This is a genomic window from Pseudomonas sp. GLN_2, from assembly GCF_043106005.1.
In the GTDB taxonomy this organism is placed as follows: Bacteria; Pseudomonadota; Gammaproteobacteria; order Pseudomonadales; family Pseudomonadaceae; genus Aquipseudomonas; species Aquipseudomonas alloputida.
On record NZ_JBICMC010000035.1, the window covers coordinates 91,479 to 117,124 of the forward strand.

Annotated in this window: 19 protein-coding genes and 1 tRNA gene; 10 read left to right on the forward strand and 10 right to left on the reverse strand. The window is 63.4% G+C overall.

Going from position 1 to position 25,646, the window contains the following annotated elements:
- Window positions 1-38 precede the first annotated feature (38 nt).
- Window positions 39-4,226 (reverse strand): NEL-type E3 ubiquitin ligase domain-containing protein, encoded by a 4,188-nt coding sequence (locus ACF8Q6_RS09865; RefSeq protein ID WP_392494523.1) that lies wholly within the window; start codon window positions 4,224-4,226, stop codon window positions 39-41.
- 204 nt (window positions 4,227-4,430) lie between these two features.
- Here ACF8Q6_RS09865 and dkgB point away from each other — a divergent pair, with 204 nt between their 5' ends.
- From dkgB to ACF8Q6_RS09890, 5 genes are all read left to right on the forward strand, one after another.
- The gene (gene dkgB / locus ACF8Q6_RS09870) at window positions 4,431-5,234 is read left to right on the forward strand and encodes a 2,5-didehydrogluconate reductase DkgB (protein ID WP_012052951.1); all 804 of its coding nucleotides are present in this window, start codon (window positions 4,431-4,433) and stop codon (window positions 5,232-5,234) included.
- Between the two features lie 20 nt (window positions 5,235-5,254).
- Window positions 5,255-6,427, forward strand: coding sequence for an MFS transporter (locus tag ACF8Q6_RS09875; RefSeq protein ID WP_392494551.1), 1,173 nt, complete (start codon window positions 5,255-5,257; stop codon window positions 6,425-6,427).
- A gap of 162 nt (window positions 6,428-6,589) precedes the next feature.
- Window positions 6,590-7,822: an MFS transporter gene (locus tag ACF8Q6_RS09880; RefSeq protein WP_392494524.1), complete on the forward strand. Its 1,233-nt coding sequence runs from the start codon at window positions 6,590-6,592 to the stop codon at window positions 7,820-7,822.
- A gap of 36 nt (window positions 7,823-7,858) precedes the next feature.
- Complete coding sequence (locus ACF8Q6_RS09885) at window positions 7,859-8,632, forward strand: AraC family transcriptional regulator (RefSeq protein ID WP_392494526.1); 774 nt, start codon at window positions 7,859-7,861, stop codon at window positions 8,630-8,632.
- A gap of 141 nt (window positions 8,633-8,773) precedes the next feature.
- A complete protein-coding gene (locus ACF8Q6_RS09890; protein WP_392494527.1) occupies window positions 8,774-9,922 on the forward strand; it encodes a M14-type cytosolic carboxypeptidase in 1,149 nt (382 codons plus the stop codon).
- A 76-nt stretch (window positions 9,923-9,998) separates the two neighbouring features.
- On the opposite strand, the gene ACF8Q6_RS09895 is transcribed toward ACF8Q6_RS09890, so the two are convergent.
- The 7 genes from ACF8Q6_RS09895 to ACF8Q6_RS09925 form a co-directional block, all read right to left on the reverse strand.
- Window positions 9,999-10,970 carry a spore coat protein U domain-containing protein gene (locus ACF8Q6_RS09895; protein WP_392494529.1) on the reverse strand — a complete coding sequence of 324 codons (972 nt, stop codon included), beginning with the start codon at window positions 10,968-10,970 and terminating at the stop codon, window positions 9,999-10,001.
- The gene (locus tag ACF8Q6_RS09900; RefSeq protein WP_392494553.1) at window positions 10,967-13,264 is read right to left on the reverse strand and encodes a fimbria/pilus outer membrane usher protein; all 2,298 of its coding nucleotides are present in this window, start codon (window positions 13,262-13,264) and stop codon (window positions 10,967-10,969) included. Before ACF8Q6_RS09900 ends, ACF8Q6_RS09895 begins: the two co-directional genes overlap by 4 nt.
- 108 nt (window positions 13,265-13,372) lie before the next feature.
- Complete coding sequence (locus tag ACF8Q6_RS09905) at window positions 13,373-14,149, reverse strand: molecular chaperone (RefSeq protein ID WP_012052958.1); 777 nt, start codon at window positions 14,147-14,149, stop codon at window positions 13,373-13,375.
- Between the two features lie 40 nt (window positions 14,150-14,189).
- Window positions 14,190-14,693, reverse strand: coding sequence for a spore coat U domain-containing protein (locus ACF8Q6_RS09910; protein ID WP_392494530.1), 504 nt, complete (start codon window positions 14,691-14,693; stop codon window positions 14,190-14,192).
- Window positions 14,694-14,696: 3 nt separating this feature from the next.
- A complete protein-coding gene (locus ACF8Q6_RS09915; protein ID WP_020192459.1) occupies window positions 14,697-15,230 on the reverse strand; it encodes a spore coat U domain-containing protein in 534 nt (177 codons plus the stop codon).
- Window positions 15,231-15,248: 18 nt separating this feature from the next.
- Window positions 15,249-15,785 (reverse strand): spore coat U domain-containing protein, encoded by a 537-nt coding sequence (locus tag ACF8Q6_RS09920; RefSeq protein ID WP_012052961.1) that lies wholly within the window; start codon window positions 15,783-15,785, stop codon window positions 15,249-15,251.
- Window positions 15,786-15,815: 30 nt separating this feature from the next.
- Complete coding sequence (locus tag ACF8Q6_RS09925) at window positions 15,816-16,343, reverse strand: spore coat U domain-containing protein (RefSeq protein ID WP_392494532.1); 528 nt, start codon at window positions 16,341-16,343, stop codon at window positions 15,816-15,818.
- A 267-nt stretch (window positions 16,344-16,610) separates the two neighbouring features.
- Here ACF8Q6_RS09925 and ACF8Q6_RS09930 point away from each other — a divergent pair, with 267 nt between their 5' ends.
- The 3 genes from ACF8Q6_RS09930 to ACF8Q6_RS09940 are packed head-to-tail and all read left to right on the forward strand — an operon-like array spanning window position 16,611 to window position 21,735.
- The gene (locus ACF8Q6_RS09930) at window positions 16,611-18,857 is read left to right on the forward strand and encodes an ATP-binding protein (RefSeq protein WP_392494534.1); all 2,247 of its coding nucleotides are present in this window, start codon (window positions 16,611-16,613) and stop codon (window positions 18,855-18,857) included.
- 15 nt (window positions 18,858-18,872) lie between these two features.
- A complete protein-coding gene (locus ACF8Q6_RS09935) occupies window positions 18,873-19,334 on the forward strand; it encodes a response regulator (RefSeq protein ID WP_003250360.1) in 462 nt (153 codons plus the stop codon).
- 13 nt (window positions 19,335-19,347) lie between these two features.
- Window positions 19,348-21,735, forward strand: a complete 2,388-nt coding sequence (locus ACF8Q6_RS09940; RefSeq protein ID WP_014753816.1) for a response regulator — start codon at window positions 19,348-19,350, stop codon at window positions 21,733-21,735.
- A 117-nt stretch (window positions 21,736-21,852) separates the two neighbouring features.
- On the opposite strand, the gene ACF8Q6_RS09945 is transcribed toward ACF8Q6_RS09940, so the two are convergent.
- Window positions 21,853-21,927 (reverse strand) — tRNA-Gln (locus ACF8Q6_RS09945).
- 259 nt (window positions 21,928-22,186) lie between these two features.
- On the opposite strand from ACF8Q6_RS09945, the gene ACF8Q6_RS09950 reads away from it, so the two are divergent.
- Together ACF8Q6_RS09950 and zapE are read left to right on the forward strand one after the other, a co-directional pair.
- Window positions 22,187-22,429, forward strand: a complete 243-nt coding sequence (locus ACF8Q6_RS09950; protein ID WP_012052965.1) for a hypothetical protein — start codon at window positions 22,187-22,189, stop codon at window positions 22,427-22,429.
- Window positions 22,430-22,561: 132 nt separating this feature from the next.
- On the forward strand, window positions 22,562-23,632 hold the full coding sequence (gene zapE, locus ACF8Q6_RS09955; RefSeq protein ID WP_392494538.1) for a cell division protein ZapE: 1,071 nt from the start codon (window positions 22,562-22,564) through the stop codon (window positions 23,630-23,632).
- A 71-nt stretch (window positions 23,633-23,703) separates the two neighbouring features.
- Here zapE and ACF8Q6_RS09960 read toward each other — a convergent pair whose 3' ends face one another.
- The gene (locus tag ACF8Q6_RS09960; protein ID WP_392494540.1) at window positions 23,704-25,593 is read right to left on the reverse strand and encodes a propionyl-CoA synthetase; all 1,890 of its coding nucleotides are present in this window, start codon (window positions 25,591-25,593) and stop codon (window positions 23,704-23,706) included.
- Window positions 25,594-25,646: the final 53 nt, after the last annotated feature.

The following is a 25,646-nucleotide window of genomic DNA, read 5'->3' on the forward strand; positions in this document are numbered from 1 at the left end:
CCCCAGCGAACAGCCCGCCTCCCGGCGGGCTGTTTCGTTCACAGGCCGTGGCGCTGGATTGCCTCTCGGCTCAATTCAAGCAAAAGCTGCCGTTTCGCGACCTCACGCGCTGCGCAGATATGCTCGACTTGGGCAAAATAGTCGCCATCGCTCAGCGTTTTCGATTGTTCGAGCAACGCCTCCAGGCGCTGCTGAAAAGGCTCGTCCAGGCGGCTGAAGCGCGCCGCCTGCTGCTCGTGCAGGTAGTCCTGCCAGAAGGATCGATCTGCCAGCGCCTGAGCCAAGGCTTGTGGCGTTTCCTGCCGCAGCACCTCGCTGCGCGCGGCGTCTAGGTCTTCGCGGCCCACCCCGCTGAAACTCTCATACGAAAGATGGCTGGGCTGCACGGGAAGGTCGAGACTATCTGCCAACCTGACGCGATAGGTCAGGTAAACCTCTACGGGATCGTTCGAAAAGTAATCCGCAATATGCCGCGCGGCAATTGCATTGACTTTGTCCAGGCGGAACAACGAACGCCCCAGCCTGACCAGCGCCCGCTCCTTCTGTAACCCGGTACCGGCTGTACCGGCCTTGGCGACCATCGCGCCAACCTCCAGCTCGCTAAGCGTCAGCAGCAACTCGTCGCTGCAACTGCGCGGTCGGGCAACTTGCTCGAACAGGCTCGCCCGTACTTCAGCGTGCTGCTCGCAGGCTTCGAGGATATGCCACACCCGCGCCTGAAGGTCGCGCGGTTGTGCATGGTATTCACGCAGGTCGCGTAAATCAGAGAAAAAGCGGAACAGATCCTGCGCCCCGGTTTCCTGGTTCAAGCGGTTCCAGCTCGCCAATCGCACCTCGCGCTGGGCCGGCGTGAATCCCGACAACCAAGGGGCTGCAGCATTCGGGATCGCAGTGGCATGAGCTACACGTCGCCGCTCAGCGGCTCCGGCCGACGCCCTGGCCAACTGCAAGCGCTGCAGGGTTTCGTCCGAGAGTGGATTGTCGTGCAGCTCCAGGCCCCGCCACAGGCGAAGCGGCACTAAAGACAACGCTTCAGGCAGCGTCTGGATCTGGTTGTCACGCATGTCCAGCAACTCCAGATTACCGTGCCTGGCCAGATCAGCGGGCAGTTCGCCCAGCCCGGTGTTGCGCAAGGATAGCCGGCGCAGCAGGGGGAAAGACGCCAAGGGTGGCAGCAAACCGACCGGGTTGCCGTTGAGCTCCAGGCGGCGCAGTTCCACAAGCTGGCTCAAACGCAGGTTATCCTCGCTGGAAAGCACGATCTGGTTGCCGCCAAGGCGCAGGTTTTTCAATTCGGTCAGTTGCTCGATACCTGCAGGAAGGCGTGTCAGCCGGTTGTTCCGCAAGTCCAGGTTGCGCACCCTGCTGAAGCGACCAAGAAAGCCTGCATCAAGGCTCGTCATCTGCATATCGCGCAGGGTCAGGTGCGTGATGTGGTCGAAACTCACATTTTCAGGCAAGGTCGGCAACTCACCCACCCGCTCACCCACGAGGGTCAGGTGGTAGTCACCCGCCACCTCCCCTGGGGTAAGGCGCTGCCAGCTTGCCGTAATGCGCCTGGCAACCTTGAAACGACGCAGGCGGCGAACAATGTTCAGCCCTGCGTCATTTCGCCAGGTCTGCAATGCCTGCTTGAGGCTGACCTTGGCCTGTAACAGTTGGCTGACATGGTTCCACGGGTCCACCCCCCGCTGCGCCAGGTCTTGCAGGTAGACCTCCAGCTGCTCACTGCTCATCACCGGGAACACGTGGTTCAACGTGCGCCGCAGTGCCTGGCGGGTGCCTGTCAGGTGGCCACTGAGCGGGTAGCCCAAACGCCCATCGAACAACCGCACAGGAGGGCGAATCCCCTGCCCCACACGGGCCAGCCCAATCATTCGGGCCGCCGCTTCACGGTCAGCGAGTGCCTCACGCCCAAGCCGCTCACCCAGTGCGTCATCCGTCATCTGGCTAATACCAAGCAACTGTCGCTGGCGGCTGTCCAGCTGCCGTCTCAACATCTGCAGCAACCCACCCCTGCCCGCGGCAGGCAGCTCAACGTTGACCCCAGCCGACCAAGGGGCGATTGCATCGATCAGGCCCAGCGCGAGCTTACCGGTATCGTCATTTTCTGCGGCGGCCTGGCGCAACCCTGCGCAGGCACGGTCTAGCCGACTGTCGCGTATTGCCCAGCGTGCACGTTCTGCCAAGGCCAAGGGCACCCGGGCTGCGCCAGTCAGGCTCTCCATCTCGACACTGCTGGCCCCCTCGACGATTTCCCGTGCGCAGCGGGGGGAAAGGCCTGGGAAGTCCCGCATCAAGACCCGGTCTGCTGCTTGCGGGCTGATCTGTCGCTCGTTGAAGACCTCCTCGAAAGCCTCACCTCGCAACGCCGGGAAATCACGGTGCAATTGCTGGCGCTCGATGGCGTCGAGCAAGCGTGCCGGCGGGGGCGCATTTTCCAATAACAAACGGCGCAGGCAATCAGCATCCAGACCGGTGGTCTGCAACGCCACAGATATCACCTCATCGGGCACCTGCGCCGTGCGACTGGCAAGGCGGCGCACCATGTAGGCGGCGTCATGCCAGCGCTGCGGTTGTTCGAACTCATGCACCCATCCCCCGGCACCATTGTGCTCAAGTACCGGTACGTAGGCCTGTGGCCTCGATGGGTGATGAATACGCCATGCGCTATCGTCCCCTTCGCTCACTTCATACACAGCATCGTGCAGGCGCCTCAGCGAACGGCCAGTTTCATTCACGGCCTGCCCTACCATCAGATCGACGCCCTCACGCTGATAGCCCGACAAGGACGGATCACACAGCCGCAACTGGCCATCGCCCAGGCTTACCGGCACCAAGGCATCCACCTGCGCCACTCGCTGGGCCAGCTTGCCAAGTGCCGTCGCTCCGGCCGTCGTCACCGCCGTCATCACAACCGTGTCGGCCACGTTGAACAAGTGGCCCAATGCGGCGTCGCGATCACCCAACTGCCAATCCTGGTAGCCTTCGTACACCTCCCCCGCCAATTGCACGACCGTAAGCCCCAGCAGGGCCTGTCCCAACACAGGCACAAACAGCGCTGCCAGGCCTGCCACGCTCAACCCCAAGTCCAGATAGCCCTGCAAACGTGCGCGACGGTCGGCGACATCCTCATCCTCTGTCGATACCGCCAATACCCGTGCGTCATCCAGCATTTTGTCGATCCGGGCCTGGCGCAGCGCGACAAACACGTCGCCCTCGATCGCAAAACAGCGGCCATCCAGCTCAAGCGGGAGAACAGTATTACCGTGGCTGAGCAGCGCGTTCAGCGCCGCGCAGAAGGCGATGCGATCACGCTCTGCGACGAAGCGCTGGAAGTAGCGCCGATACGCTTCATTACGCAAACGTATGCCAAGGGTCATGTACAGCAGCTCCCAGCTGGTGTGCCAACTCACCGGGGCATACGGGTCCTCAGGGAACCACGCGATAACGCCAAGCAGGCGGGCGTTCTGACGCACTTCGATCACCAGTGCGCCAATGACCTCCTTCCCCAACAGCCGCAGGGTGTGACACTTCAACACAGCGTTGTCGGCTGGCTGGAAAGGCGCTGTGCCCACCACCTGGTTGATCCACTGACAGGTCTGCTCATCGATTTCACCCTTGATTCTTGCGGCGATTGCAGCAAGCGCCAGGTTGGCCCTCAACGCCTCCTCCAGGGTGCTCTCGACGGCCACCCCCTCGCCTTCAAGCTTCGATTGCAAATGGCTTTGATAACGCCTGCCAATATCAATGTCTCTGCAAAGGCGGACAAAGGCTTGCGCACTTAGCGGCAGCAGGTGCCCGCTGGCAGTGACCAACTGCGACCCGGCCGCGAACCAGCCAGGCTGCATTTCCTTTTCGTGGAAGTTATGCAGTGCCGCCGAGAGAAGCGTCTGGGTGCTGACGATGCGTGTTGACGTGCTAGGTAAAGCAGGCGATATCGACGGTTTTGGCTGGAGGGTCACCAACCTGAGCTGAGCCTGGCGCAGGTCTACCTGCTTGATCGAACGAGCCTCGGGCGCACGTTTGAGCAACGACTCGGCGAACTCATCCAAGGGGGTTATAGCCCCTAACCAGGCGTCAACGTGGTCCTGCGCCCGCTGTTGGCGCAAAGCAGCGGCGCGCAGCCCTGTCAGCTCTTGGGCAGATGCGCGCTTGAGCCAGCCTGGCAACTGACGGGCAATCAGCGCATCGATGGAATCGGCGGGTATTACTGAAGGGGTCATGGGCAGCCTCAACGCTTGATAAAAGCGCTAGCTGAACAAGGTTCCAATCCCCTCGGGCCCTATTTATGTAGTGAATGCACAGCTTGAAAATGTATTTGTGACTACAGGTCAAATGACTTTGGCGCCATAGCGGCTTATTCGCTGCCGTTCAAACCTGCACACTGGGCACCACATGATCCTCCCCCCCTATTCAGGAGCAACCCCATGAGCGTTCCTTCCTTCGGCCTCGGCACCTTCCGCCTCTCCGGCCAAACCGTCATCGACTCGGTCAAGTCTGCCCTGGCAGTCGGCTACCGCGTCATCGATACCGCCCAGATCTACAAGAACGAAGCCGAAGTGGGCCAGGCCATCGCCGAAAGCGGCGTGCCGCGCAGCGAGCTGTTCATCACCACCAAGATCTGGGTCGACAACTACGCCGCCGACAAGCTGATCCCCAGCCTGCGTGACAGCTTGCAGAAGCTGCGCACCGACTACGTCGACCTGCTGCTGATCCACTGGCCAGCGCCGGGCAATGGCGTAGAACTGCCCGAGTACATGAAGGCCCTGGCCGACGCCAAGCAGCAAGGCCTGGCTCGCCAGATCGGCATTTCCAACTTCAACATCGAGCTGACCAGGCAAGCCATTGCCGTGGTCGGCAAAGGGGAGATCGCCACCAACCAGATCGAGCTCAGCCCCTACCTGCAGAACAGCAAGTTGACCGCGTTCCTCAAGGAACAAGGGATCACCGTGACCTCGTACATGACCCTGGCCTACGGCAAAGTGCTGAAAGACCCGGTGCTGGCCCAGATCGCCGCCAAGCACAAGGCTACCGTCGCCCAGGTTGCCCTGGCCTGGGCCTTGCAATTGGGCTATGCCGTGATCCCGTCGTCGACCAAGCGTGAAAACCTGGCCAGCAACCTGCTTGCCCGTGGCCTGACGCTGGACAGCGACGACATGGCACGCATCGCCAAGCTGGAGCGCAATGGCCGCGAGGTCAGCCCTGACGGCCTGGCGCCAACCTGGGACTGACACTGATGACTGCTCAAACAATGAGACCCGGCCGCGTGCTCTTCGCGTTGGCCATTGGCGCCTTTGGCATCGGCACTACCGAGTTCACCCCGATGGGGCTACTGCCAGTCATCGCCCAGGGCGTGGAGGTGAGCATCCCCAGCGCCGGTATGCTGATCACCGCCTATGCCATTGGCGTGATGGTCGGCGCGCCGATCATGACCTTGCTGTTCAGCCGCTTTGGGAAGCGCGCTGCGCTGATGGCGCTGATGGCCATCTTCACCCTTGGTAACCTGCTGTCGTCACTGTCGCCGGACTACTACACCCTGCTCGCTTCGCGACTGGTCACCAGCCTCAACCATGGTGCGTTCTTCGGCCTGGGAGCCGTGGTGGCAGCCAGCGTGGTGCCCAAGGAGAAACAGGCCAGCGCCGTGGCCACCATGTTCATGGGCCTGACCATCGCCAACATCGGCGGCGTGCCAGCCGCCACCTGGATTGGCCAGCAGATCGGCTGGCGCATGGCATTTGCCGGTACCGCCGTACTTGGCCTGCTGGCCATGGCCGCGCTGTGGTACGCCCTGCCCAAGGGTGAACGCGGCAGCGTGCCGCATGTGCGCCAGGAACTGGCGGTCATTGCCCGCCCCAGCGTGCTGCTGGCAATGGCCACCACCGTGCTCGGTGCCGGTGCCATGTTCACCTTGTACACCTACGTGGCGCCGGTGCTGGCCGAACTGACCGGTGCCTCGGACGGCTTCGTAACCTTGGGACTGGTACTGATCGGGGTTGGCTTCACCCTTGGCAACAGCCTGGGTGGCCGCCTGGCCGACTGGTCACTGGATGGCGCGGCGAAAATCTTCCTCGCCGTGCTGGCGCTGATCATGCTGGCGATGCCCCTGGTACTGGGTAGCCACATCGGCGCAGCCATCGCCCTGCTGGTCTGGGGCATGTTCACCTTCGCCGTGGTACCACCGCTGCAAATGCGTGTAATGACTGCCGCCATCGAGGCGCCAGGCCTGGCGTCGTCGATCAACGTGGGTGCGTTCAACCTGGGTAACGCCGTGGGCGCGGCGCTGGGTGGTGCGGTTATCAGCCTGAACCTGGGCTACGCCGCCGTGCCGATGGCCGGAGGTGTGCTGGCAGCTGCGGGGCTGTTGCTGGTATGGCTGGGCGGGCGCCACAAGGTCGCCGGCAAGACCGCAGCCGATATGGCCTGAAGGCAATCATCTGCAGGAGCGCCTCCGTTCTCCTGTCAGGCTGTGGGCACGGATGCCCGAAACGCGACATTGGCTGCCTGTTCGGCGTGAGACAGGCAACCTCGGCACTGGATAACCTGCTGCGGCGACGCCTTGCTCCCTTGCCATAGAAGAACCTTGCCCATGACAACCTCCGCCGCCTCCGTAGCCGCCGCCACGCCTGCCGACCAGCCTCAGGGCTTTGTCGTGCGCATCGTCGGTGCTGCTGCATTCGCCCACCTGCTCAACGACCTGATTCAAGCCGTACTGCCGTCGATCTACCCCATGCTGAAAAGCGATTTCGCGCTGAGCTTCGCCCAGATCGGCTGGATTGCCTTGGTGTATCAGGTGACCGCTTCCCTGCTGCAACCTTGGGTCGGCATGTTCACCGACAAGCACCCACAACCCTACCTGCTGCCTGCCGGCATGTTGGTGACGCTGGTGGGCATCGCCCTGCTCGCCTTTGCCGGCAGCTATGAAATGCTGCTGGTGGCCGCCGCCGTGGTCGGCGTGGGTTCGGCCACCTTTCACCCAGAGGCCTCGCGGGTCGCCAGGATGGCTTCCGGCGGGCGCTTCGGGACCGCGCAATCAACCTTCCAGGTCGGCGGTAATACCGGCTCGGCCCTCGGCCCACTGCTCACCGCCGCCATCATCATTCCGCACGGCCAACCGGCCATTGCCTGGTTCATGCTGGCCGCTGCGCTGGCCGTTCTGGTGCTGCTGCGGGTGACGGGCTGGAGCGTGCGCCACGGCCAGGCCCGGCTCAAGAGCTTCGCGGGCCAACAGGCCCCCGGCCTGTCGCGGGGTGCCATGTGGCGCGCTGTGGTGGTGATCGCCGTGCTGATGTTCGCCAAGTTCGTCTACATCGCTTCGTTCACCAACTTCTTCACCTTCTACCTGATCGAGCATTTCGGCCTGAGTGTGCAGCACAGCCAGCTGTACCTGTTCGTGTTCCTCGCAGCCGTTGCGCTGGGCACCTTTGCCGGTGGCCCGGTGGGTGATCGCATCGGGCGCAAGGCCGTGATCTGGGTCTCGTTCCTCGGCGTGGCGCCCTTCGCCCTGGCCCTGCCCCATGCCAACCTCGCCTGGACAGCCGTACTGGCGGTAGCCATCGGCCTGGTGATGTCCTCGGCATTCGCTGCCCTGGTGGTGTATGCCCAGGAGGCGGTGCCAGGCCGGGTCGGCATGGTTTCGGGGGTGATGTTCGGGCTGATGTTCGGCATCAGCGGCGTGGGTGCAGCCGGCCTGGGCACACTGGCCGACCGGCATGGCATCGAATGGGTGTACCAAGCCATCGCGTACCTGCCGCTGCTCGGGTTGGCCACCGCCTTGCTACCGGCCACCCGCTCGCGGGCCCGCCCTGTCCGTTGCTGCTAAAGTGGCGCTGCCAGGCTGCTTCGATACGAGGTCACGATGGTAAAGCCGCAGCGTGAATTGCTGGTGGAGGTCGATGAGTGGACCTGGGAAGTGGGTAGCCGTGCGACAGACTACCCAAGCGACTGGTTCATCGAGCCCCATAGCCATACCAAGCATCAACTGATCTATGCCATCAAAGGCCTGATGATCGTCGAGTCCGGGAACGAATGCTGGACGGTGCCACCCAGCCGCGGTGTGTGGATGCCTTGCGGCCAGGTGCACGCCATTCGCTGTGTCGGCGACGTGAAGATGCGCAGTGTGTTCGTGCGCATCGACGCTGCAACCGGCCTGCCCCTGCAGAGCAAGGCCATCAGCATCTCGCCCTTGCTCAGCGAACTGATCAAGGCCTCGGTGGGGTTCACCGCACCGTTTGCCGAGGACTCGCGCGAAGCCCGGGTCATGCGCCTGATCCTCGACGAAATCTGCGTACTGCCGACCTTGCCGCTGAAGCTGTCGCAACCCAGCGACCAGCGCCTGCGGGTGATCTGCACGGCATTGCATGAACGGCCCGACGATAACGCCACCGTTGCCGACTGGGGCGTGCGACTGGGGGTGGACGAAAAGACCATCCAGCGGTTGTTCCGCAAGGAAACCGGCATGACCTTCGGCCAGTGGCGCCAGCAGGCGCGGCTGATGCTGGCACTGGAGCGGATTGCCCTGGGCGAGCGAATCATCGATGTGGCGGGCGCCTTGGGCTATGACAGCCCAAGTGCCTTCGCCAGCATGTTCAAGCGCCAGTTCGGTACCACGCCCAGTCAGTTCTTCAGATAACCTGAAGTCCACGCGTTTGCCGGCACTGGCCCGCCGCATACGGGCCGTCCGCTGACGGCTCGCCCTGCCTGTTCTTGCACAGCATCCCCGCCAAGCCGTATACAGTACCCCTACAACAATGCCCGCAAAGGAGCCCGGCACATGACCGTGACGCTGTCCCCCCTGCAGATCGACTGCGATTTCGACTCCGGCAACATACAGGTACTGGATGCCAGCAACCCGGCCCAGGTACACCTGGCCATTCGCCCGGACACCCACAGCGGCCACTACCAGTGGTTCCACTTCAAGGTCAGCGGGCTCACACCGGGGCAGGTCCATCGCTTCAGCCTGGACAACGCTTCTGGCTCCTCGTACAAGAACGCGTGGAGCGGCTACAACGCTGTGGCCAGCTACGACCAGCAGCGCTGGTTCCGCGTGCCCAGCCAGTTCGACGGTACGGCGCTATCGTTCGAGGTCAAGGCTGAAGAGGACCAGATCTGGTTCGCCTATTTCGAGCCCTACCCGCGTGCCCGCCACAACCAGCTGGTCGAACGCGCCCGCCAACTCCCGGGGGTCGAGTTGCTGGCCAGCGGCCGCAGTATCCAGGGCCGCGATATCCCCCTGCTGCGGGCAGGCGACGGTGCCGAAGGCAAGCGCAAGCTGTGGTTGATTGCCCAGCAGCACCCGGGCGAGCACATGGCCGAATGGTTCATGGAAGGCGTGATCGACCGCCTGCAGGCCAACGACGCGGTGGTCCAGCAATTGCTGGCCAAGGCCGACCTTTATCTAATCCCCAACATGAACCCCGACGGCGCCTTCCTCGGCCACCTGCGCACCAACTTCAAGGGCAAGGACCTCAACCGCGCCTGGCAGGACGCCAGCGTCGAATTCAGCCCGGAAGTGTTCTTTGCACAGGCGCAGATGAAGCAGTACGGTGTAGATGCCTTCATCGACGTGCACGGTGACGAAGAAATCCCCCACGTGTTCACGGCTGCATGCGAGGGCAACCCGGGTTACACCCCTCGGCTGGCCAAACTCGAAGAGCAGTTCCGTAGCACCTTGTGCAGCCTGACCCGCGACTTCCAGACGGTGCATGGCTATACCCGTGACGAACCCGGACAGGCGAACATGACGCTGGCCTGCAATGCGGTGGGCATGGCCCATGACTGCCTGTCACTGACGCTGGAGATGCCGTTCAAGGACCATGACGACGCGCCCGATGCAGTCACCGGGTGGTCGGGGGCGCGCTCGAAGGCACTGGCCGGGGCGGTGCTGGAGACCTTGGCCAGCATGGTTGGCGATTTGCGCTGAACCTCGCCTTGCGCAGCCCCTGCAGGAGCAGCCCGTTGCGATAGGCGGCGGCTCCTTCGGGGGTATTGACCGCCGTTCAGAACTGCACATCCAGTATCACACTGTCGGTATAGGTCGCAGCCGGCGGTGTCGCCTGATCGGTATAGACCTTGGCGTTGTAGTTGAACACCTGGCTACCCGTGCCGGTACCTGCGCCGGGGTTGATGTCGGCATCCGTACTGGAACGCCTGGCAGCCCCTGACGCCCCCCAGCGCACGGTGCCGGCACTTTTGAAAATGTCATAGGCCAGGTAGTTGTTGGCCGAAGACTTCATCCGCCGCCGGCCACCGGACACGTTCTGCCCGTCACCCAGCCCTACCGTGTAGCTGCTGCCCTTGGTGCATGACACGTTTATGCCCTGGCTCACCGTGCCGAACCCCGCCACCACCGGCGCACTGGCGAAGCTGATGTCAGGCGTGGTGATCTGGCAATCGTTGGTCACCGTCAGGCTCACGTTCAAGACCTGGCTACCCGAGCCGATGTCGCGCCCAAGGCATATCCCTAACGCGCCAATCCCCGAGCAATAATCCCAGCGCCAGGCCACGGTCAGGGCCTCTTGATACAACCCGGCCGCGACATTGCTGCCAATCTGGGTGCGCATGTAGATCGGCACCGCCTTGGGCGTGGAACCGCCGAGCAACCCCAGCAAGTCGAGGATGCCGTTGCGGGCGAAGTCGTAGGCCACACCCCGGGTAATCGGGTAGCGGGTGGTGTTATCGGCATACAGCGTGTAGGGAATGACATCGCCTGTCGGGCCGACCAGCCCACCGGAGGCGGGCGTGATCGTGGCGTAGAAATGATCACCGCTGCTGAGCAAGGTCAGCAGCGAACCGGTGCACTGCAACCCGGAGTTGAGGCTGGAAGCCGTCTGTACCGTGTTGCGAACCTGCGTTGAATTAAGGCTGCCAAACGCTGCCGGCAACGTGGCTACCGACGAGCAAAGCGCCAAGGCCGTGCCGCTTGGCAACAGCAGCACGCTCGCCACCAGGCCCCGCCGCCAGGCATTCATCGGCACACCAACGGACCAATCAAAGGGACCGAGCCTTGCGCGTCAGGCAGGTCGAACGCTACTTCGCAATGCCCACCCCCTTCAAGCGCCACCTCAAGGCGGTTATGCAACGACAGGTTCTCCAGGTACACCAACCCGTCCCACCCCACCACCGCCTGGGTGCCACTCTCTGCGTGGGTAACACGGCTACCCAGTTTGAGCACCTGCTGATTGCCATCCACCAATTCAACACTGGCCGCCATGACGCGCTTGAGGGGGAATTCCAGCAAGTAGCCACTGCCCCGTCGTACCGCCACACGCTGCTCAACGTCCGGCGCGAGGACATCCGGTGGTAGGTTCATGGGATCGATCTCGTACTTACCCCGGTAGTAACCGCTGCTGTAAGGCACCAGCAAGTGCCCCTTGGCATCGGTACGGCCGATTTCCTGGTTTTCATAACGCACCGGCACATCCGCGTAACCTGCGGTACTGACCACCACGAAGGCATCATCGATACGGTTGGCGGCGAACACGCCGGCATCCATCCACACCAGAGAACCACTGGCGTCGGCCCAGCGGGTCATCTCGCCGCTGCTGCCATACACACCGGCCTGCAATTGCACCGATTGCAGGCGCCAGGTAACGTCGGCCTGGCGATAGGCATCACGGTCGCTGCCTGCGGCATACCCAAGGTTGTAACCGACGCCGACACCCGCTGGCACCGCACGGCTGTAGTTGACCCGTTGCAGGGTCTCGCCTTCATTGCTGCGTTCCATGCTCAGCGCCAGGGTGCCGTGCAGGTCGAACGGGATCACCAGCTGCGCCTGCACCGCCCACTGGCTGTCCCCCACTTCACGGTTGGCCGACAGGTACACACTGCTGCTGCCCCACAGCGGCTTGCTGTAGCTCAGGTTGATCAACCGGGTACGCGTACCGTCACCGGCGCGCACGTCGAAGTAACCAGCGCCAATGCTGCCGTACGCGTTCAGGTTGACACTGAGGGTAACCTGTTCGCTGCTTTTGCTCAGTTGCATGTCCGGGGAGTCCACCCGGCTCAGGTCGGCATAGTCGCCGTGGCGTTGCAGGCGCTGGTAACCGAAGCCGATGCGCTGGCTGTTGTATTGGTAGCCAAGGGCGACCTGGTGGCCCTTGTCGCCATCGAACCGGCTTTGCGCCAAGGCAGCGTTGATCACGCCGAAGTTGCCCACGCGCATGTTGCCGCCCAGCCCACCCAACATCAGCGACTCAGCCGTTTCGGCGTGGGTTTCCAGGGTGAAGATGTCACTGAGCCCATAGCGCAGGCTGCCCGAGGCGATACCCGGCCCATAGCTGAAATCGCGTACACCGTAATCACGGCGCAGGCTGCCGGCGGCCACCGAGTAGTCCGACAGGCCCTTCTGCAGCAGGCTGCTGGTGACATAGAACGGCAAGGTGGTCGACACCTGACGGCCAAGGGCATCCGTGGTGACCACCACCGCCTCCCCGGCCCCGTTGATGAACGGCACGTTGGTCAGGGTGTACGGGCCTGGCTGCAGTTCGGTGGTGCTGGACTTGAAACCGTTGATGAACAGGTCGAGCGACGTGGGGACCGCCGCTTCACCGGCGAACGCAGGCAACGGGTAAGTGACAAGATCCGGACGCACCGCGAAGTCGCGTGACAGCTGCACCCCGCCCACGCGCACCGAACTGCTCCAGGGCAACGCACCCGTCACGAAGTCACCGGCTTCGTAGGTCAGCAGGCGCTGCTCGTCGGTAAAGCGCCAGGTGGTGTCGTAACGCATGAAACCTCGGCGCGTATCGTCCGCCTGTGCGCCATTGAAAGACTGGCGCCACTGCCCGGTACTGGAAAAGGTACCCCAGCTGTCGAACAGGCGCAGCTCGTTCCAGGCGGCCAGGTAGGTGCCGCCTTCATCGGTGTCGTTGAGATACAGGTCGTAGTTGAACAAGGCGCCAAAACTGCTGCGCGCATCGCTGGCCGGGTAAAGGTTGCGATCACCTACTTGCTGGTCAGGCAACCAGGCCGGCGGCACCTGCAGCAGCAGGCGCTGGTTCTGACTGTCGTAATCGGTATGCAGCCCCGCAATGCTGTCCAGGGCCACCTCCCCCTGGGGGTTGCCCGGCAGCGAAACGCCGGCTGCACGCAATAGTTCGCTGTCCAGGTACAACCGCCCGGCCCGCTGCTGCACCGGTATCAGTTCAACCCTGGGCATCTGGTTCACCACCAGGTCGAGGTAAAGGGTGGCCTCGGCGATGGCGGACATCTCCGTGGGCGGTGGGGGCAAGTCGTCGGCCAGCACCAGCGCGGGGCTGACCATGGCCAGCCCCAGGCACCAGCGGCACGTCGTCGCCGGGAGCCACTTCACACACGGTTTCCAACCATTGCCGGGTCCTCCTTGGCCCCTGCACTTCATTCAGCCGTTGGCTCATTGGCCTTGGCGGATGGCGTCCGCCGAGCGCTGACCATTGACCCTGCCCATGAGCACGCTGCCGTTGCCGGATGCGATGGGAGCCGGCCAGCGCATGCTTGCCCCCGGCAGCACATAGCCCAGCAGGCCTTCAGCCAGTGGCTTGCTCTGGCTGCCTTGCTGCACGACCACATCGGTCAACCGCGCATGGACCGGGCCCGTGTTACGCAGTTCAATGTAGGGCTTGCCCTGCACCGTCACCGGGCGCCAACTGAGCTGCGGCTTGCCCACGCCCTCGGCATTGCGTCTGCCGTCAGGGTCGGCCTTGCCCCACAGCCCTTCGCCGTAGACGAACAGCGGCACCGAATAGCGCATCTGCAAACGAATGGCCGCCGTCGCGCCGGGCTCGGCCTTGTCGACCGGGATGGCGGGCGGAATCTCGTCGATGATGATGCGGTAGGCCTGCTCCTGGCCGGCGGGTGAAGGGCCGGTACGGGTCAGGCGGATCAGCTGCTTCTGCCCGGGTGCAATGTTGGCGACCGGCGGGCTGCCGATAATCTCGCGCTGCGCCTGGAACTGCTCCTGGTAGTCACCCTGGCGCCAGGCGAATACCCGCACCTGCAGGTTTGCCGGTGCAGTGCCACGGTTTTCCAGCCACAACGCACCTGCCTTCTGGTCGGCCTCCAGCACCGGGTCAATTGGCCAGATCAGCACCGAAGTGGCCGCCCAGGCCGGCAGGCTTGCCAGTGACAACAATCCAGTCAATCCACGCGTCCACTTCGCGCCTGCCCGCATGCAGCTCTCCTTAGACACTTGTCAGGGGTGGCGCTGGCCGTTACCAGGTCACCGTCACTTGCACCACATCGGTATAGGTCCCTGCCGGCAACGTGCCGGTCAGCTGGACCCGCCCGTACACCGGAAGCTTGATCGCCGCCGGGTCGGAATAGCTCACCGCCACGCTCTGGCCGATTCCCAAGGCCTGGCTATAGGCGGCGTCCCGGTACAACTGGTAGGCCAGCACTTGCGTGCCACTGGTGCGCTTCAGGTTGCGTGTGCCACTGGCACTGTTTTGCCCGCCGTCCAGGCTCATGCTCATGGCCACGCCCGGCGTGCACTGGAACGTCACGGTAGAACCACCCAGCGATGTGCTGAGCAGCCCCGTGGACAGCGCCGACTGCGAGCCGTAATCGAGCGTGCCGTAGCTGGTGACACCCCCCACCACCAGGCACCCGGCGACAACTTGCGCCGTCACCGTGAAGGTACTGGTGGTCACTGCCCCCAATGGGGCGGCCAACAACATGCTGACGCCAGTCAGGCTACCTGCCAGCCAGCCGCGCATGGGTCAGAACGACAACTCGACCGAGATCGTGTCGCTGTAGACCCCTGCGGGCAGGCCCGGCTTGCCGACGGCCTTGCCGTAAAGGTTGACCGTCTGAGCGGCGCCGGTACTGGTCGGCAGGGTGATGGTGTCGTCGACCGCCAGCAACGCCGTACGCCCCGCGTCGGTATAGAGGTCATACGGCACAAAGTTGCCAGAACCATCGGCGAGCGCCCGGGTGCCACCGCTCGACTGGCCATCATGCAGGCCTGCACTCACTTTGATCACAGGCACCGTACCTGCCGAGCACAGGATGCTCATGGCGCCACCTCCGCCTCCCAGCACCTGGGCATCGGCGGTAACGAACAAGGCATCCTGGGTACCGAAGTCCAAGGCACCAAAGTTAAGCCCCGACGTGCCCGACGTGCCATTGACCTGGCACGCCGCAGTCAGCGTCAGGGTCGAGCTGATACTCCCCGTCACCGTGGCCGCCTGGGCCTGGGAAGCCAACGCCAGGCCCAGGCCTGCGAGGACGCAATATGAAAGGTTCGTTCGCATCGGAGTCTCCTTGCGTGGTTACCAGTCCAGGGTCACTCTGAGGGTGTCGCGGTAAAGCCCGGCCGGCAGCGCACGCGGTTGCGCCACTACCACACCGTAGATGGGAATCGGTACTTGCTGGCTGCTGCGAATGGTGAAGGCCCGCGCCTGGCCGACGCCGTAGCGGCTGTTACCGCCTGGGTCGACCGCCAGCTGATAAGGAATCAGTTCACGGCCGTTGCTCAGGCGGCGAATGCCATCGTCGCCATTGAGGCCACCATTGATACGCACGTTGAAGGCTCGAACCTCAGGCGTGCAACTGATCTGCAGGCTGCCCTGGCCGCCCACTTCGTCCACCTGGCTGCGCAACGGCTGGTCCCAGTTCGGACCGCGCTCGCCAAAGTCCAGTACGCCTGGGTCACCCAGCACGGCCGGTTGCGTCTCGTTGCTGCTGATCTGGCAAGACGCGCTGATCACCAGCCGCGCCTGGATGAAACCGGTGGTGCTGCCATGCACCGCACCGCCGGGGACCAGCAGCGGGCCGAGGGTGAGCAACAGGATCGAAGTGCGGCTCATGGCATGGCGTCCTTGTGCATGGTGGCGTCCCTACCAGGTGACGGTGACTTTCAGCAGGTCGGCATAAACCCCTGCATCCGGCACCCAGGCCAGTTTGTCGATACGTGCATACAGCGGCAACTCCACCGAACCGCTGCCCGGCACACGCGCCGACTGGGCTACCCCCACCGCCAGAGGCTCACGCCAGGCAGCGTCACGGTACAAGCGGTAAGGAATGGGCCGCGCCTGGCGATCGTCGCTGGCCAGGTAGCGCAGTTCGCCGACGCCACCATGCTGGCCACCGTCGACGCGCACCTGATAGGGCGTATCCGGGTTGCACTCCAGGCGCGGCGGACGCTGGCTCAGCAGCACACCACTCAAGGGCGCGCCAGGGCCATCCAGGCGCGCCGTCGCCCCTAGGTCGATACGTCCCAGGGCCTGAGCTCCCGCATCGCGGGTCTGGTTGACCAGCATGCAGCCACGCTGCACCAGTACCCGCACTTCCACGAGAAAATCCGCCGCCACGGTACTGCCGCTGAACAACAGGCCGAACAGCGCGGCCAGCATGCGCTCCGTCACCTTGTTATCCTTATCGAAACGTCCTGAACTGAGCGTAGCAGTGAGGCGGCGCAACCGATGTGGCATAACGCCATTTTTTTGTATTAGCGATAAAGCGATACGGTCGCATCAAAAAAAGCCTGTACCGCACAGAACCCGTGGCCTCCCCGTGCCTCCAATGGCCAGGAGCCGGTAAATTCGCCGGGATTCTGTTAGGGTGAATCGTATTCGTCCCGCGCCAGACACCTGTGCCGTACACGGACGGACATGACAGGAGCTTTTTCAATCATGACTGCAGACAACTCACTGGCAGACGCCATGGAGCGCTGTGCCCAAGAACCGATCCAGGTTCCGGGCAGCATCCAGCCACACGGCTTTCTGCTGGTGCTGGATGCCACCGACCTGTGCGTGCTGCAGGCCAGTGAAAATGTCGAGCACTGGTTGGGCTTGCCAGCCCGCGAACTGATCGGTTGCCACTTCGCCGACCTGGTTCACGAGGGCTTTGACCTGCACGCGCACCTCACACGGCTTCCCGAAGACGAAGTCTTCCCCTTCCACATTGGCGACGTGCGCTTGCGCCAGGGCGCACCCATCAGTGCCCAGCTGCACATGCTGGTCCATTGCCACGATCAGGTACTGATTGCCGAGTTCGAACCGCCCCGCCTGCCAGCAGACCTGGTCGGGCAAGGCGACTACTACCCGTTGGTGCGCAGCTTTGTCGCCAGTCTGCAACTGGCCGGCAGTATCGAAGACCTTCTGCAACAAGCGGTGCTGCAGCTCAAGCGCATTACCGGCTTTGGGCGGGTCAAGGCCTACCGTTTCGATGCCGAAGGCAATGGCCAGGTGCTGGCCGAGGTAGCCGACCCGGGCTACCCCAGCTACGCAGGCCTGTGTTTCCCAGCTGCAGACATCCCGCGCCAGGCGCGCGCGCTGTACCGGGTCAACCGTATCCGCGTGATCGAGGATGCCAACTATCAGCCCTCGCCACTGCTGCCCGCAACCAACCCGCGCACTGGCAAGGCGCTGGACATGAGTTTCGCTGTACTGCGCAGCGTGTCACCCGTGCACCTGCAGTACATGCGCAACATGGGCACGCTGGCCTCGATGTCGCTGTCGATCGTGGTCGACGGCGAGCTGTGGGGACTGATTTCCTGCCACCATCAGCAGCCACGCCCGGTGGACCTGCGCACCCGCACGGCCTGCGAGCTGTTGGCCAGCGTACTGTCGTTGCAGATAGAGTCCCGCGAGTCCCATGCCAGCACGCGCAAGCTGCTGGCGCTGCGCCAACACATCGTACGCATGATCTCGTCCATGGCCGACCACGACAGCGTCAGTGAAGGCTTGCGCGACCTGCCTCACGTGCTGCTGGCCTTCGCCGACGCCCAGGGCGCGGCAGTGATCTCGGCCGACCGCTGTGACCTGATTGGCCAGACCCCGCCTGAGGCCCAGGTGACGGCGCTGGTGCACTGGCTAGGCCAACGTGACGAAGACAGCGTGTTCCATAGCGACAACCTGCGCCGCGACATCACTGAGCTACCCGAGCTGGCAAACCATGCTGGCGGGGTGCTGGCAGTGGCCATCTCGCAGATCCACTCGCACTACCTGCTGTGGTTCCGCCCCGAGCAGATACGCACGGTCAACTGGGCCGGCCAGCCGACCAAGCAGGTCGGGCCACAGGGCAACCTCGACCCGCGGCACAGTTTTGAACGCTGGCAGGAAGAACTGCGCGGCTATTGTCAGGCGTGGGACCCACTGGTGATCGAGGGCGTGATGGAGCTGCGCACCGCGGTACTGGGCATTGTCCTGCGCAAGGCCGAAGAGCTGGCACAACTGGCTGGCGAACTGCGCCGCTCCAACAAGGAGCTCGAAGCGTTTTCCTACAGTGTTTCCCACGACCTGCGCGCCCCGCTGCGGCACATCGCCGGCTATACCGAACTGCTTGGCGAAATCGAAGGCCAGGGCCTGAGCGAACGCGGCAAGCGCTTCCTGCAGCATATCGGTGAAGCGGCGCACTTTGCCGGGAGCCTGGTCGACAACCTGCTCAACTTCTCGCAGATGGGCCGCTCGGCCTTGCGCCTGTCCGACGTCGACCTCAACGCCCTGGTCGAGGCCATTCGCAGCGAGCTGGCCCCCGATTACGAAGGCCGCGCAATCGTTTGGGACATCGCCCCGCTGCCCAAGGTGATCGGCGACCCGGCATTCATCAACATGGCCTTGCACAACCTGATAGCCAATGCCATCAAGTACACTCGCGGCCGTACGCCTGCTCGCATCGAAATCAGTGCCGTACAGCACCCTGACGAAACCGAGGTCTGCATCCGCGACAATGGCGTGGGCTTCGACATGGCCTACGCCAACAAGCTGTTCGGCGTCTTCCAGCGCCTGCACCGCATGGAAGATTTCGAAGGCACCGGCATTGGCCTGGCGAGCGTACGCCGCATCATTGAGCGCCATGACGGTCGAGTCTGGGCCACTGGCCAGATCGACCAGGGCGCCAGCTTTCACTTCACCCTACCCCGAAACACTGCTACCTGAGGCACCGCTACCATCATGCTCAAGCCCATTCTGCTGGTCGAAGACAATCCCCGAGACCTGGAGCTGACCCTGCTGGCCCTGGAGCGCAGCCAGTTGGCCAACGAGGTCATCGTGCTGCGTGACGGCGCCGATGCGCTCGACTACTTGCTGCGCCGCAACGCCTATGCCGAGCGCGATGACGGCAACCCTGCCGTGCTGTTACTCGACCTGAAACTGCCTAAGGTCGACGGCCTGGAAGTGCTCAAGGAAGTGCGCGCCACTGCCGAACTGCGCAGCATCCCCACCGTGATGCTGACCTCTTCGCGCGAAGAGCCCGACCTGCTGCGCGCCTACGAGCTGGGGGTAAACGCTTATGTGGTCAAACCCGTGGAGTTCAAGGAATTCGTCACCGCCATCTCCGACCTCGGGGTATTCTGGGCAGTGCTAAACGAACCGCCACCCGGCTCACTGCGACTGAACCGTCGCGGTAGCAACTGAGGCCGCCGCGACGATGCAGCAAACGCCGTTGAAAATACTGATGGTCGAAGACAGCTCGATGGACGCCGAGCTGACCCTGATGCGCCTGGAGCGCAGCGGGCTGCATGTTCAGTCACAGCTGGTGTTCGACCATGCAGGTGTCGAACATGCCCTGCGCCAGGCCCGCTACGACCTGATCTTGTGTGACTGCGTGCTACCAGGCTCATCCGGCACCGAAGTGCTGGCCATCGCCCAACGCCTGGCACCCGACATCCCGTTCATATTCCTGTCCGGCATTTATGGCGAAGAGCACGCGGTGGAAATGATCCGCCTGGGCGCGACCGACTATGTGCTGAAGAAGAACCTGCCACTGCTGCCCAAAGCCGTGCGCCGAGCCCTGAGCGAAGTGCAGGAACGCCAACGCCGCCGCCGCGCCGAAGAGGCCCTGGCGGACGTCGAAGCACGTGCTCGCATTGCCATCGACGCCGCCGGCATGGGCACCTGGGACCTGCGCCCGCAAGAGGGCCTGTTGCTGTGGGATGACCGCTGCAAGACCTTGTTCGGCGTGCCCACCAGCACCGAAATGAGCCTTGAAGTGTTCTACGCCGGCATCTACCCCGATGACCTGCCACTGGTGCGCGAGGCAGTGGAACATGCCATGCGCCCGGAAAGCGGCGGTCATTACCGCGTGGAGTTTCGGATCGCGCAACCCAATGGCCTGGAGCCCCGCTGGTTGCTGAGCAGCGGCCAGAGCCAGTTCGTCGATGATCAGTGCGTTCGCTTTTCAGGCGTACTGCAGGACATCCACACGCAACGCCAGGCCACCCAGGCGCTGCGTCAGCTGAACGAGATGCTCGGCGAGCGGGTTGAGCGCCGTACCCGCGAACGTGATCGTGCCTGGGAGCTGTCGCAAGATTTGCTGGCCGTGCTGAACAAAGACCTGACCCCGGTCGCACTGAACCCCGCCTGGGAAGCCAGCCTGGGCTTCTCACGCGAACGCCTGAGCCAGTCCTCCTTGCTGCACCTGCTGCCTGAGCACGACCAGGAACAGTTACTCACCGAACTGGCCGCCCTCTCCCACGGCCGCACCAGCGCGCGCTTTGTCGGCCGCATCCTGCACGCCGGCGGCCAACAGCGCTGGCTGTCGTGGGTGGTGGTGCCGGAGGACACCCTGCTGTACGTGGTGGCACGCGACATCACCAGCGAGCGCGAAGCCGCCCTGGGCCTGGCAGATGCCAACGCCCGGCTGCGCGAACAGATCAACGAGCGCGAGCGCATCGAGGCCGCTCTGCAGCAGATGCAGCGGCTGGAAGCGGTTGGGCAACTGACGGCTGGCGTGGCGCATGACTTCAATAACCTGCTGACGGTGATACTCACCGGTGCCAGCTTTCTGGAGCGCGACCTGGCCAAGGCCGACCTGGACAAGGCCCGCACTCGCCTCACCCATATCCGCGAAGCGGGCGAGCGTGGTGCCAAGCTGACCTCGCAGTTGCTGGCCTTCTCCCGCCGCCAGCGTCTGGAGCCAGTGCCGCTGAACCTCAACCGTACCCTGGCCGGCCTGGAAGAGCTGCTGCGCCGCACGCTGGGTGGCAACGTTTCGGTGCGTCTGGACCTGGACCTGGCCCTGTGGCAGGCACTGACCGACCCCACCCAGACCGAGATGATCATCCTCAACCTGGCGATCAATGCCCGCGATGCCATGCCCGACGGCGGTCAGCTGACCCTGACAACGCGCAACACCCATATCGACCAGCGCCCGCAACGTCCGGAAGACCCAGACCCGGGCGAGTACGTGATGCTGAGCATCCGCGATACCGGTTGCGGCATGAGCGAAGACGTGCTGGCCAAGGTATTCGAGCCTTTCTTTACCACCAAGGACATTGGCAAAGGTTCGGGCCTGGGCCTTGCCCAGGTGTTCGGCTTTGCCAAGCAGTCCGGTGGCGGCGTGCGCATCGACACCACCCTCGGTCGCGGTACCGAGGTGGCGGTATACCTGCCGGCGGTAAAAGAGGAGATGGTGAACGAACCCGTAGCAGCAGTGCTCAGTCAGTCGATCAGCGAGAGCGGCCATAACCGCACGGTGCTGCTGGTGGACGACGACCACCTGGTCCGCGACATGCTTGGCGATGTGTTACGCCAGTACGGCTACCAGGTGCGCCAGGCGCACAGCGGCGAGCAGGCATTGGCATTGCTGGATGACGATATTGACCTGCTGCTGACTGATTTCGCCATGCCCGAGTTCAATGGTGCACAACTGGCGCTGGCTGCCCGCGAACGGTACCCCCGCGTGCCGGTGGTGTTCCTGACCGGTTATGCGGAGTTGCAGGGGCTGGAACTGCCGGGCAGCCTGGTGATCCAGAAGCCGGTGCAGGCTGATGAACTGGCCAGGGCGCTGAACGAAATGCTGGGGATTTCCGGGTAACCCGGTACGGCACGACCCGCGCTCAGGAGGCGCGGAGGCGCGCAAAATCACAAAAACGCGAAAACCCAGTGCTCATCTTTCCTGGCACCGGGTTAAATACGTTTGAATCTTGAAAAATGGCAGGGGCGGCTGGATTCGAACCAACGCATGGCAGGATCAAAACCTGCTGCCTTACCGCTTGGCGACGCCCCTGTATCGGATGCAGCATTTGCTGCTCTGACAATTCCAACTGAGTGACAACTGGGTTGTTGTCTTGGAATGCGCGGCACTTTAACAACAAACTTTCGGTCTGTGAACCCCCCTGATAAAAAAAATTGCCAAAAAACAGCGAGTTAGTCATGTCGGCGCTGGCGCAGCGACCGTCCGTCGGTTTCCACCCGCCTCGCTTCAACACAATCGCATTCCGCACTTCCAATCAGGTAAGCCCATCGCATTGACCAAGGAGGACCCCATGCCCGTCTCTCACGACCTCTACCAGGACCTGCACTACCCGCGCGAAATCGTCCAGCAGCGCCGCCAGCAGGACAAGGCGCTGGACCGCTTGCTGGACGAATACATGGACATCGACAACCAGGTGCTGGCTGCCGAATCGATATCGGCCGGTAACTTCGTCGACGAAGACCTGCGCCACCTCAAGGAGCGTCGCCTGGCGGTGAAGTACCTGATCGAGCGCCAGCTGGAACGAAAGGCATAGCCCGTGAGGGCAAACAGACGGCCAGACCTATCGCAACAAGTGATGATTGCCCGGCACTTTCTCTATTAGTCAAAATGGCCGCTCTCGGGCAATCTGCAGGCTGCCCCCGCCATCGCCCAAGGAGCGTCGCTTTTGTCTGCCTGGATCCCTACCCCGCTGCGCCAGCTTGGCCAACGCTTGCGCGGCGCCACCCATCAACAGAGCGAGCTGCTCGGCTGGTTCGAGGACAAGGCGCACAGCCGCGGTTATCAGCTGAGTGACGGCCAGCGGCGGGTAATCCACTGCATGGCCGAGCAACTGATGCAGCTTGAACAAGGTCAACCGCGCAGTCTGTACCTGTACGGCTCGGTCGGCCGTGGTAAAAGCTGGTTGCTCGATGGCTTTTTCCAGGCCGTGCCGATAGCCGACAAGCTGCGCCTGCATTTTCATGATTTCTTTGCACGCCTGCACCAGGGCATGCACCGCCACCGGGCGCTGGACGACGCGCTGGGCGCAACGCTGGACGAGCTGGTGGGTGGTTGCCGGGTGCTGTGCTTCGACGAATTCCACGTGCATGACATAGGCGATGCCATGCTGCTCACCCGGCTGTTCAACGCCTTGTTCGCCCGTGGCGTGTACCTGCTGGTGACCTCTAACTACGCGCCCGAAGGGCTGTTGCCCAACCCGCTGTATCACGAACGTTTTCTGCCGGTCATTCGCCTGATCAACAGCTCGATGCACGTGCTCGAAGTCGGTGGCGACACTGATTTTCGCAGCTTGCCGGCCAACCGCGAGCATCAGCGTTTTACCCAGGGCCATTATGTCTGGCCGGGTAATGCGGCGCAGCGCCAGGCACTGAACGTGCCGAACGAACAACCGGTGATACTGGACGTGAACAAGCGCCCGCTGCGAGCGCTGGCCATCGATGGCCGGCGGGTGGTGCTTGGCTTTGACGATCTGTGCGAGAAGGCCACCGCGGTCATCGATTACCTGGTGCTGGCCAGGGAGTATGACGAGTGGGTCATCGATGGGCTGGATGACCTCTCGGCGTGTTCGCTGGCGGCTCAGCAGCGCTTCGTCAACCTGGTGGATGTGCTGTATGACCAGGATCGGCGGGTGATTGTCATAGGTAAACGTCCGCTGGAAGAGAGCCTGGGCGGCCCGCTGGCCGACCTGATGCGTACCCGCAGCCGGTTGGGGCAACTGCACCAGATTGCCCCCTGAGACTGCAGTGCCTGAAACGGCCCATTCGCGGGTGAACCCGCGCCTACGAAGGGGCCATCGAGGTCAAACCATCAACCCGCCCTGGGCAAATCCGCCAGCACCGCTTCGATCTCTCCCAGCACTGCCGGGTCATCCAGGGTCGAAGGCGGCACATAATCCTGCCCATCGGCAATCTTGCGCAGCACCGCCCGCAGTATCTTGCCGGAACGGGTCTTGGGCAGGCGCTTCACCAGCCGTACCCGATTGAAACAGGCCAGCGGGCCAATTTCCTCGCGCACGCTACCCACCAGCTCCACCAGCAACTGCGCCTCGGCAATGCCCTCGCCATCCTTGAGTACGACCAGCGCCAACGGAACCTGGCCCTTGATCTCGTCATGCACGCCGATCACAGCACACTCCGCTACCGCCGGGTGCCGGGCGACCAGGTCTTCCATTTCACCGGTGGACAAACGATGACCAGAAACGTTGATCACATCATCGGTGCGCCCCATGATGTAGACGAAGCCATCATCGTCCAGATAGCCGCCATCGCCCGTGTGGTAATACCCCGGGTACGTGCGCAGGTAGGCCTGCAGGTAGCGCTCGTGATCCCCCCACAGCGTCTGGCTGCAGCCGGGGGGCAGTGGCAGTGCAATCACGATCGAACCCTGATGGTTGGCCCCGAGCAAGTGGCCTTCGTCATCCAGTACGCGAACGTTGTAACCCGGCACTGCGCGGTTGCTCGACCCTGGCTTCGCCGCGCTGCCCTCCAGCCCGACGCAAGGCGCGGTCACCGGCCAGCCGGTCTCGGTCTGCCACCAATGGTCGTGCACCGGCTTGCCACTCACCCGCTCCAGCCATTCATGAGTGCTGGAATCCAGCTTTTCCCCCGCCAGGAACAGTTGACGCAGCGAGCTGAGGTCATGCTTGCGAATCAGGTCGCCCTCCGGGTCTTCCTTGCGGATGGCGCGCATGGCCGTAGGTGCACAGAACAGCGCGTTGACCTGGTACTGCTCCACCACCCGCCAATAGGCCGAAGCATCCGGGGTGCGGATCGGCTTGCCTTCGTAGAACACCGTGGTACAGCCGCCCATCAACGGCCCGTAAACGATCAGTGAGTGACCGACCACCCAACCGACATCGGAAATGCCCCACCACACATCGCCGGCCTGCATGCCATAGATATGGCGCATGGCGTAACACAGCGCCACGGCATTGCCGCCGTTTTCCCGGACGATACCCTTGGGTTTCCCGGTGGTGCCCGACGTGTACATGATGTACAGCGGGTCGCCGGCATCCAGCTCGACGGGCGCCACCGGCTCGGCGCCGGCCAAGGCCGCCTGCCAGTCCAGGTCGCGGCCTGGCAGCAGTTCAGCGTGGGCCTGTGGCCGCTGCAGCACCAGCACATTGCGCGGCTGGTGACGGGCCAGTTGCAGGGCACGGTCAACCAGTGGTTTGTAGGCAATGACCCGGTCGAACTCCAGCCCGCACGATGCCGTCAGCAACAAGGTGGGTCGGGCGTCATCGATGCGCAGGGCCAACTCGTTGGCGGCAAAGCCACCGAACACGACCGAATGCACCGCGCCGATCCGCGCGCAGGCCAGCATCGCCATGGCCGCTTGCGGCACCATGGGCATGTAGATGATCACGCCATCGCCCTTGTTCACCCCCAGCTGGCGCAGCAAACCGGCCAGGCGTGCTACCTCGTCGCGCAACTGGTTGTAGGTGTAGGTCTGCTGCACGCCGGTCACTGGCGAATCGTAGATCAGCGCCAACTGCTCGCCCCGGCCCTGCTCGATCTGGTGATCGAGGGCCAGGTAACAGCTGTTGAGGCGGCCATCAGCGAACCAGCGGTGGGTACCGTCGGCGTTGTCTTGCAGGGTCAAGGCAGGCTTGCGGTGCCAGGCCAGGTGTGCGGCCTGTTCCGCCCAGAACGCGGCAGGGTCGGAAATGGAATGGGCGTAGCTGTGCTGGTAGCTCATGTCGTTAGAAACCCGGTACTTGTTGTTATTGAAGGGCGAAACTTGAGTATGGA

Excerpts from the sequence above, each read along its gene's own strand:
- ACF8Q6_RS09885 (WP_392494526.1), top strand. The coding sequence starts at position 7,859 with ATGGTAAAGCCGCAGCGTGAATTGCTGGTGGAGGTCGATGAGTGGACC.
- ACF8Q6_RS09950 (WP_012052965.1), top strand. The coding sequence starts at position 22,187 with ATGCCCGTCTCTCACGACCTCTACCAGGACCTGCACTACCCGCGCGAA.
- ACF8Q6_RS09915 (WP_020192459.1), bottom strand. The coding sequence starts at position 15,230 with ATGCGAACGAACCTTTCATATTGCGTCCTCGCAGGCCTGGGCCTGGCG.
- ACF8Q6_RS09865 (WP_392494523.1), bottom strand. The coding sequence starts at position 4,226 with ATGACCCCTTCAGTAATACCCGCCGATTCCATCGATGCGCTGATTGCC.
- ACF8Q6_RS09890 (WP_392494527.1), top strand. The coding sequence starts at position 8,774 with ATGACCGTGACGCTGTCCCCCCTGCAGATCGACTGCGATTTCGACTCC.
- dkgB (WP_012052951.1), top strand. The coding sequence starts at position 4,431 with ATGAGCGTTCCTTCCTTCGGCCTCGGCACCTTCCGCCTCTCCGGCCAA.
- ACF8Q6_RS09875 (WP_392494551.1), top strand. The coding sequence starts at position 5,255 with ATGAGACCCGGCCGCGTGCTCTTCGCGTTGGCCATTGGCGCCTTTGGC.
- ACF8Q6_RS09910 (WP_392494530.1), bottom strand. The coding sequence starts at position 14,693 with ATGCGCGGCTGGCTGGCAGGTAGCCTGACTGGCGTCAGCATGTTGTTG.
- ACF8Q6_RS09930 (WP_392494534.1), top strand. The coding sequence starts at position 16,611 with ATGACTGCAGACAACTCACTGGCAGACGCCATGGAGCGCTGTGCCCAA.
- ACF8Q6_RS09935 (WP_003250360.1), top strand. The coding sequence starts at position 18,873 with ATGCTCAAGCCCATTCTGCTGGTCGAAGACAATCCCCGAGACCTGGAG.
- ACF8Q6_RS09960 (WP_392494540.1), bottom strand. The coding sequence starts at position 25,593 with ATGAGCTACCAGCACAGCTACGCCCATTCCATTTCCGACCCTGCCGCG.
- ACF8Q6_RS09940 (WP_014753816.1), top strand. The coding sequence starts at position 19,348 with ATGCAGCAAACGCCGTTGAAAATACTGATGGTCGAAGACAGCTCGATG.
- ACF8Q6_RS09880 (WP_392494524.1), top strand. The coding sequence starts at position 6,590 with ATGACAACCTCCGCCGCCTCCGTAGCCGCCGCCACGCCTGCCGACCAG.
- ACF8Q6_RS09905 (WP_012052958.1), bottom strand. The coding sequence starts at position 14,149 with ATGCGGGCAGGCGCGAAGTGGACGCGTGGATTGACTGGATTGTTGTCA.
- ACF8Q6_RS09900 (WP_392494553.1), bottom strand. The coding sequence starts at position 13,264 with ATGGTCAGCCCCGCGCTGGTGCTGGCCGACGACTTGCCCCCACCGCCC.
- ACF8Q6_RS09920 (WP_012052961.1), bottom strand. The coding sequence starts at position 15,785 with ATGAGCCGCACTTCGATCCTGTTGCTCACCCTCGGCCCGCTGCTGGTC.
- ACF8Q6_RS09895 (WP_392494529.1), bottom strand. The coding sequence starts at position 10,970 with ATGAATGCCTGGCGGCGGGGCCTGGTGGCGAGCGTGCTGCTGTTGCCA.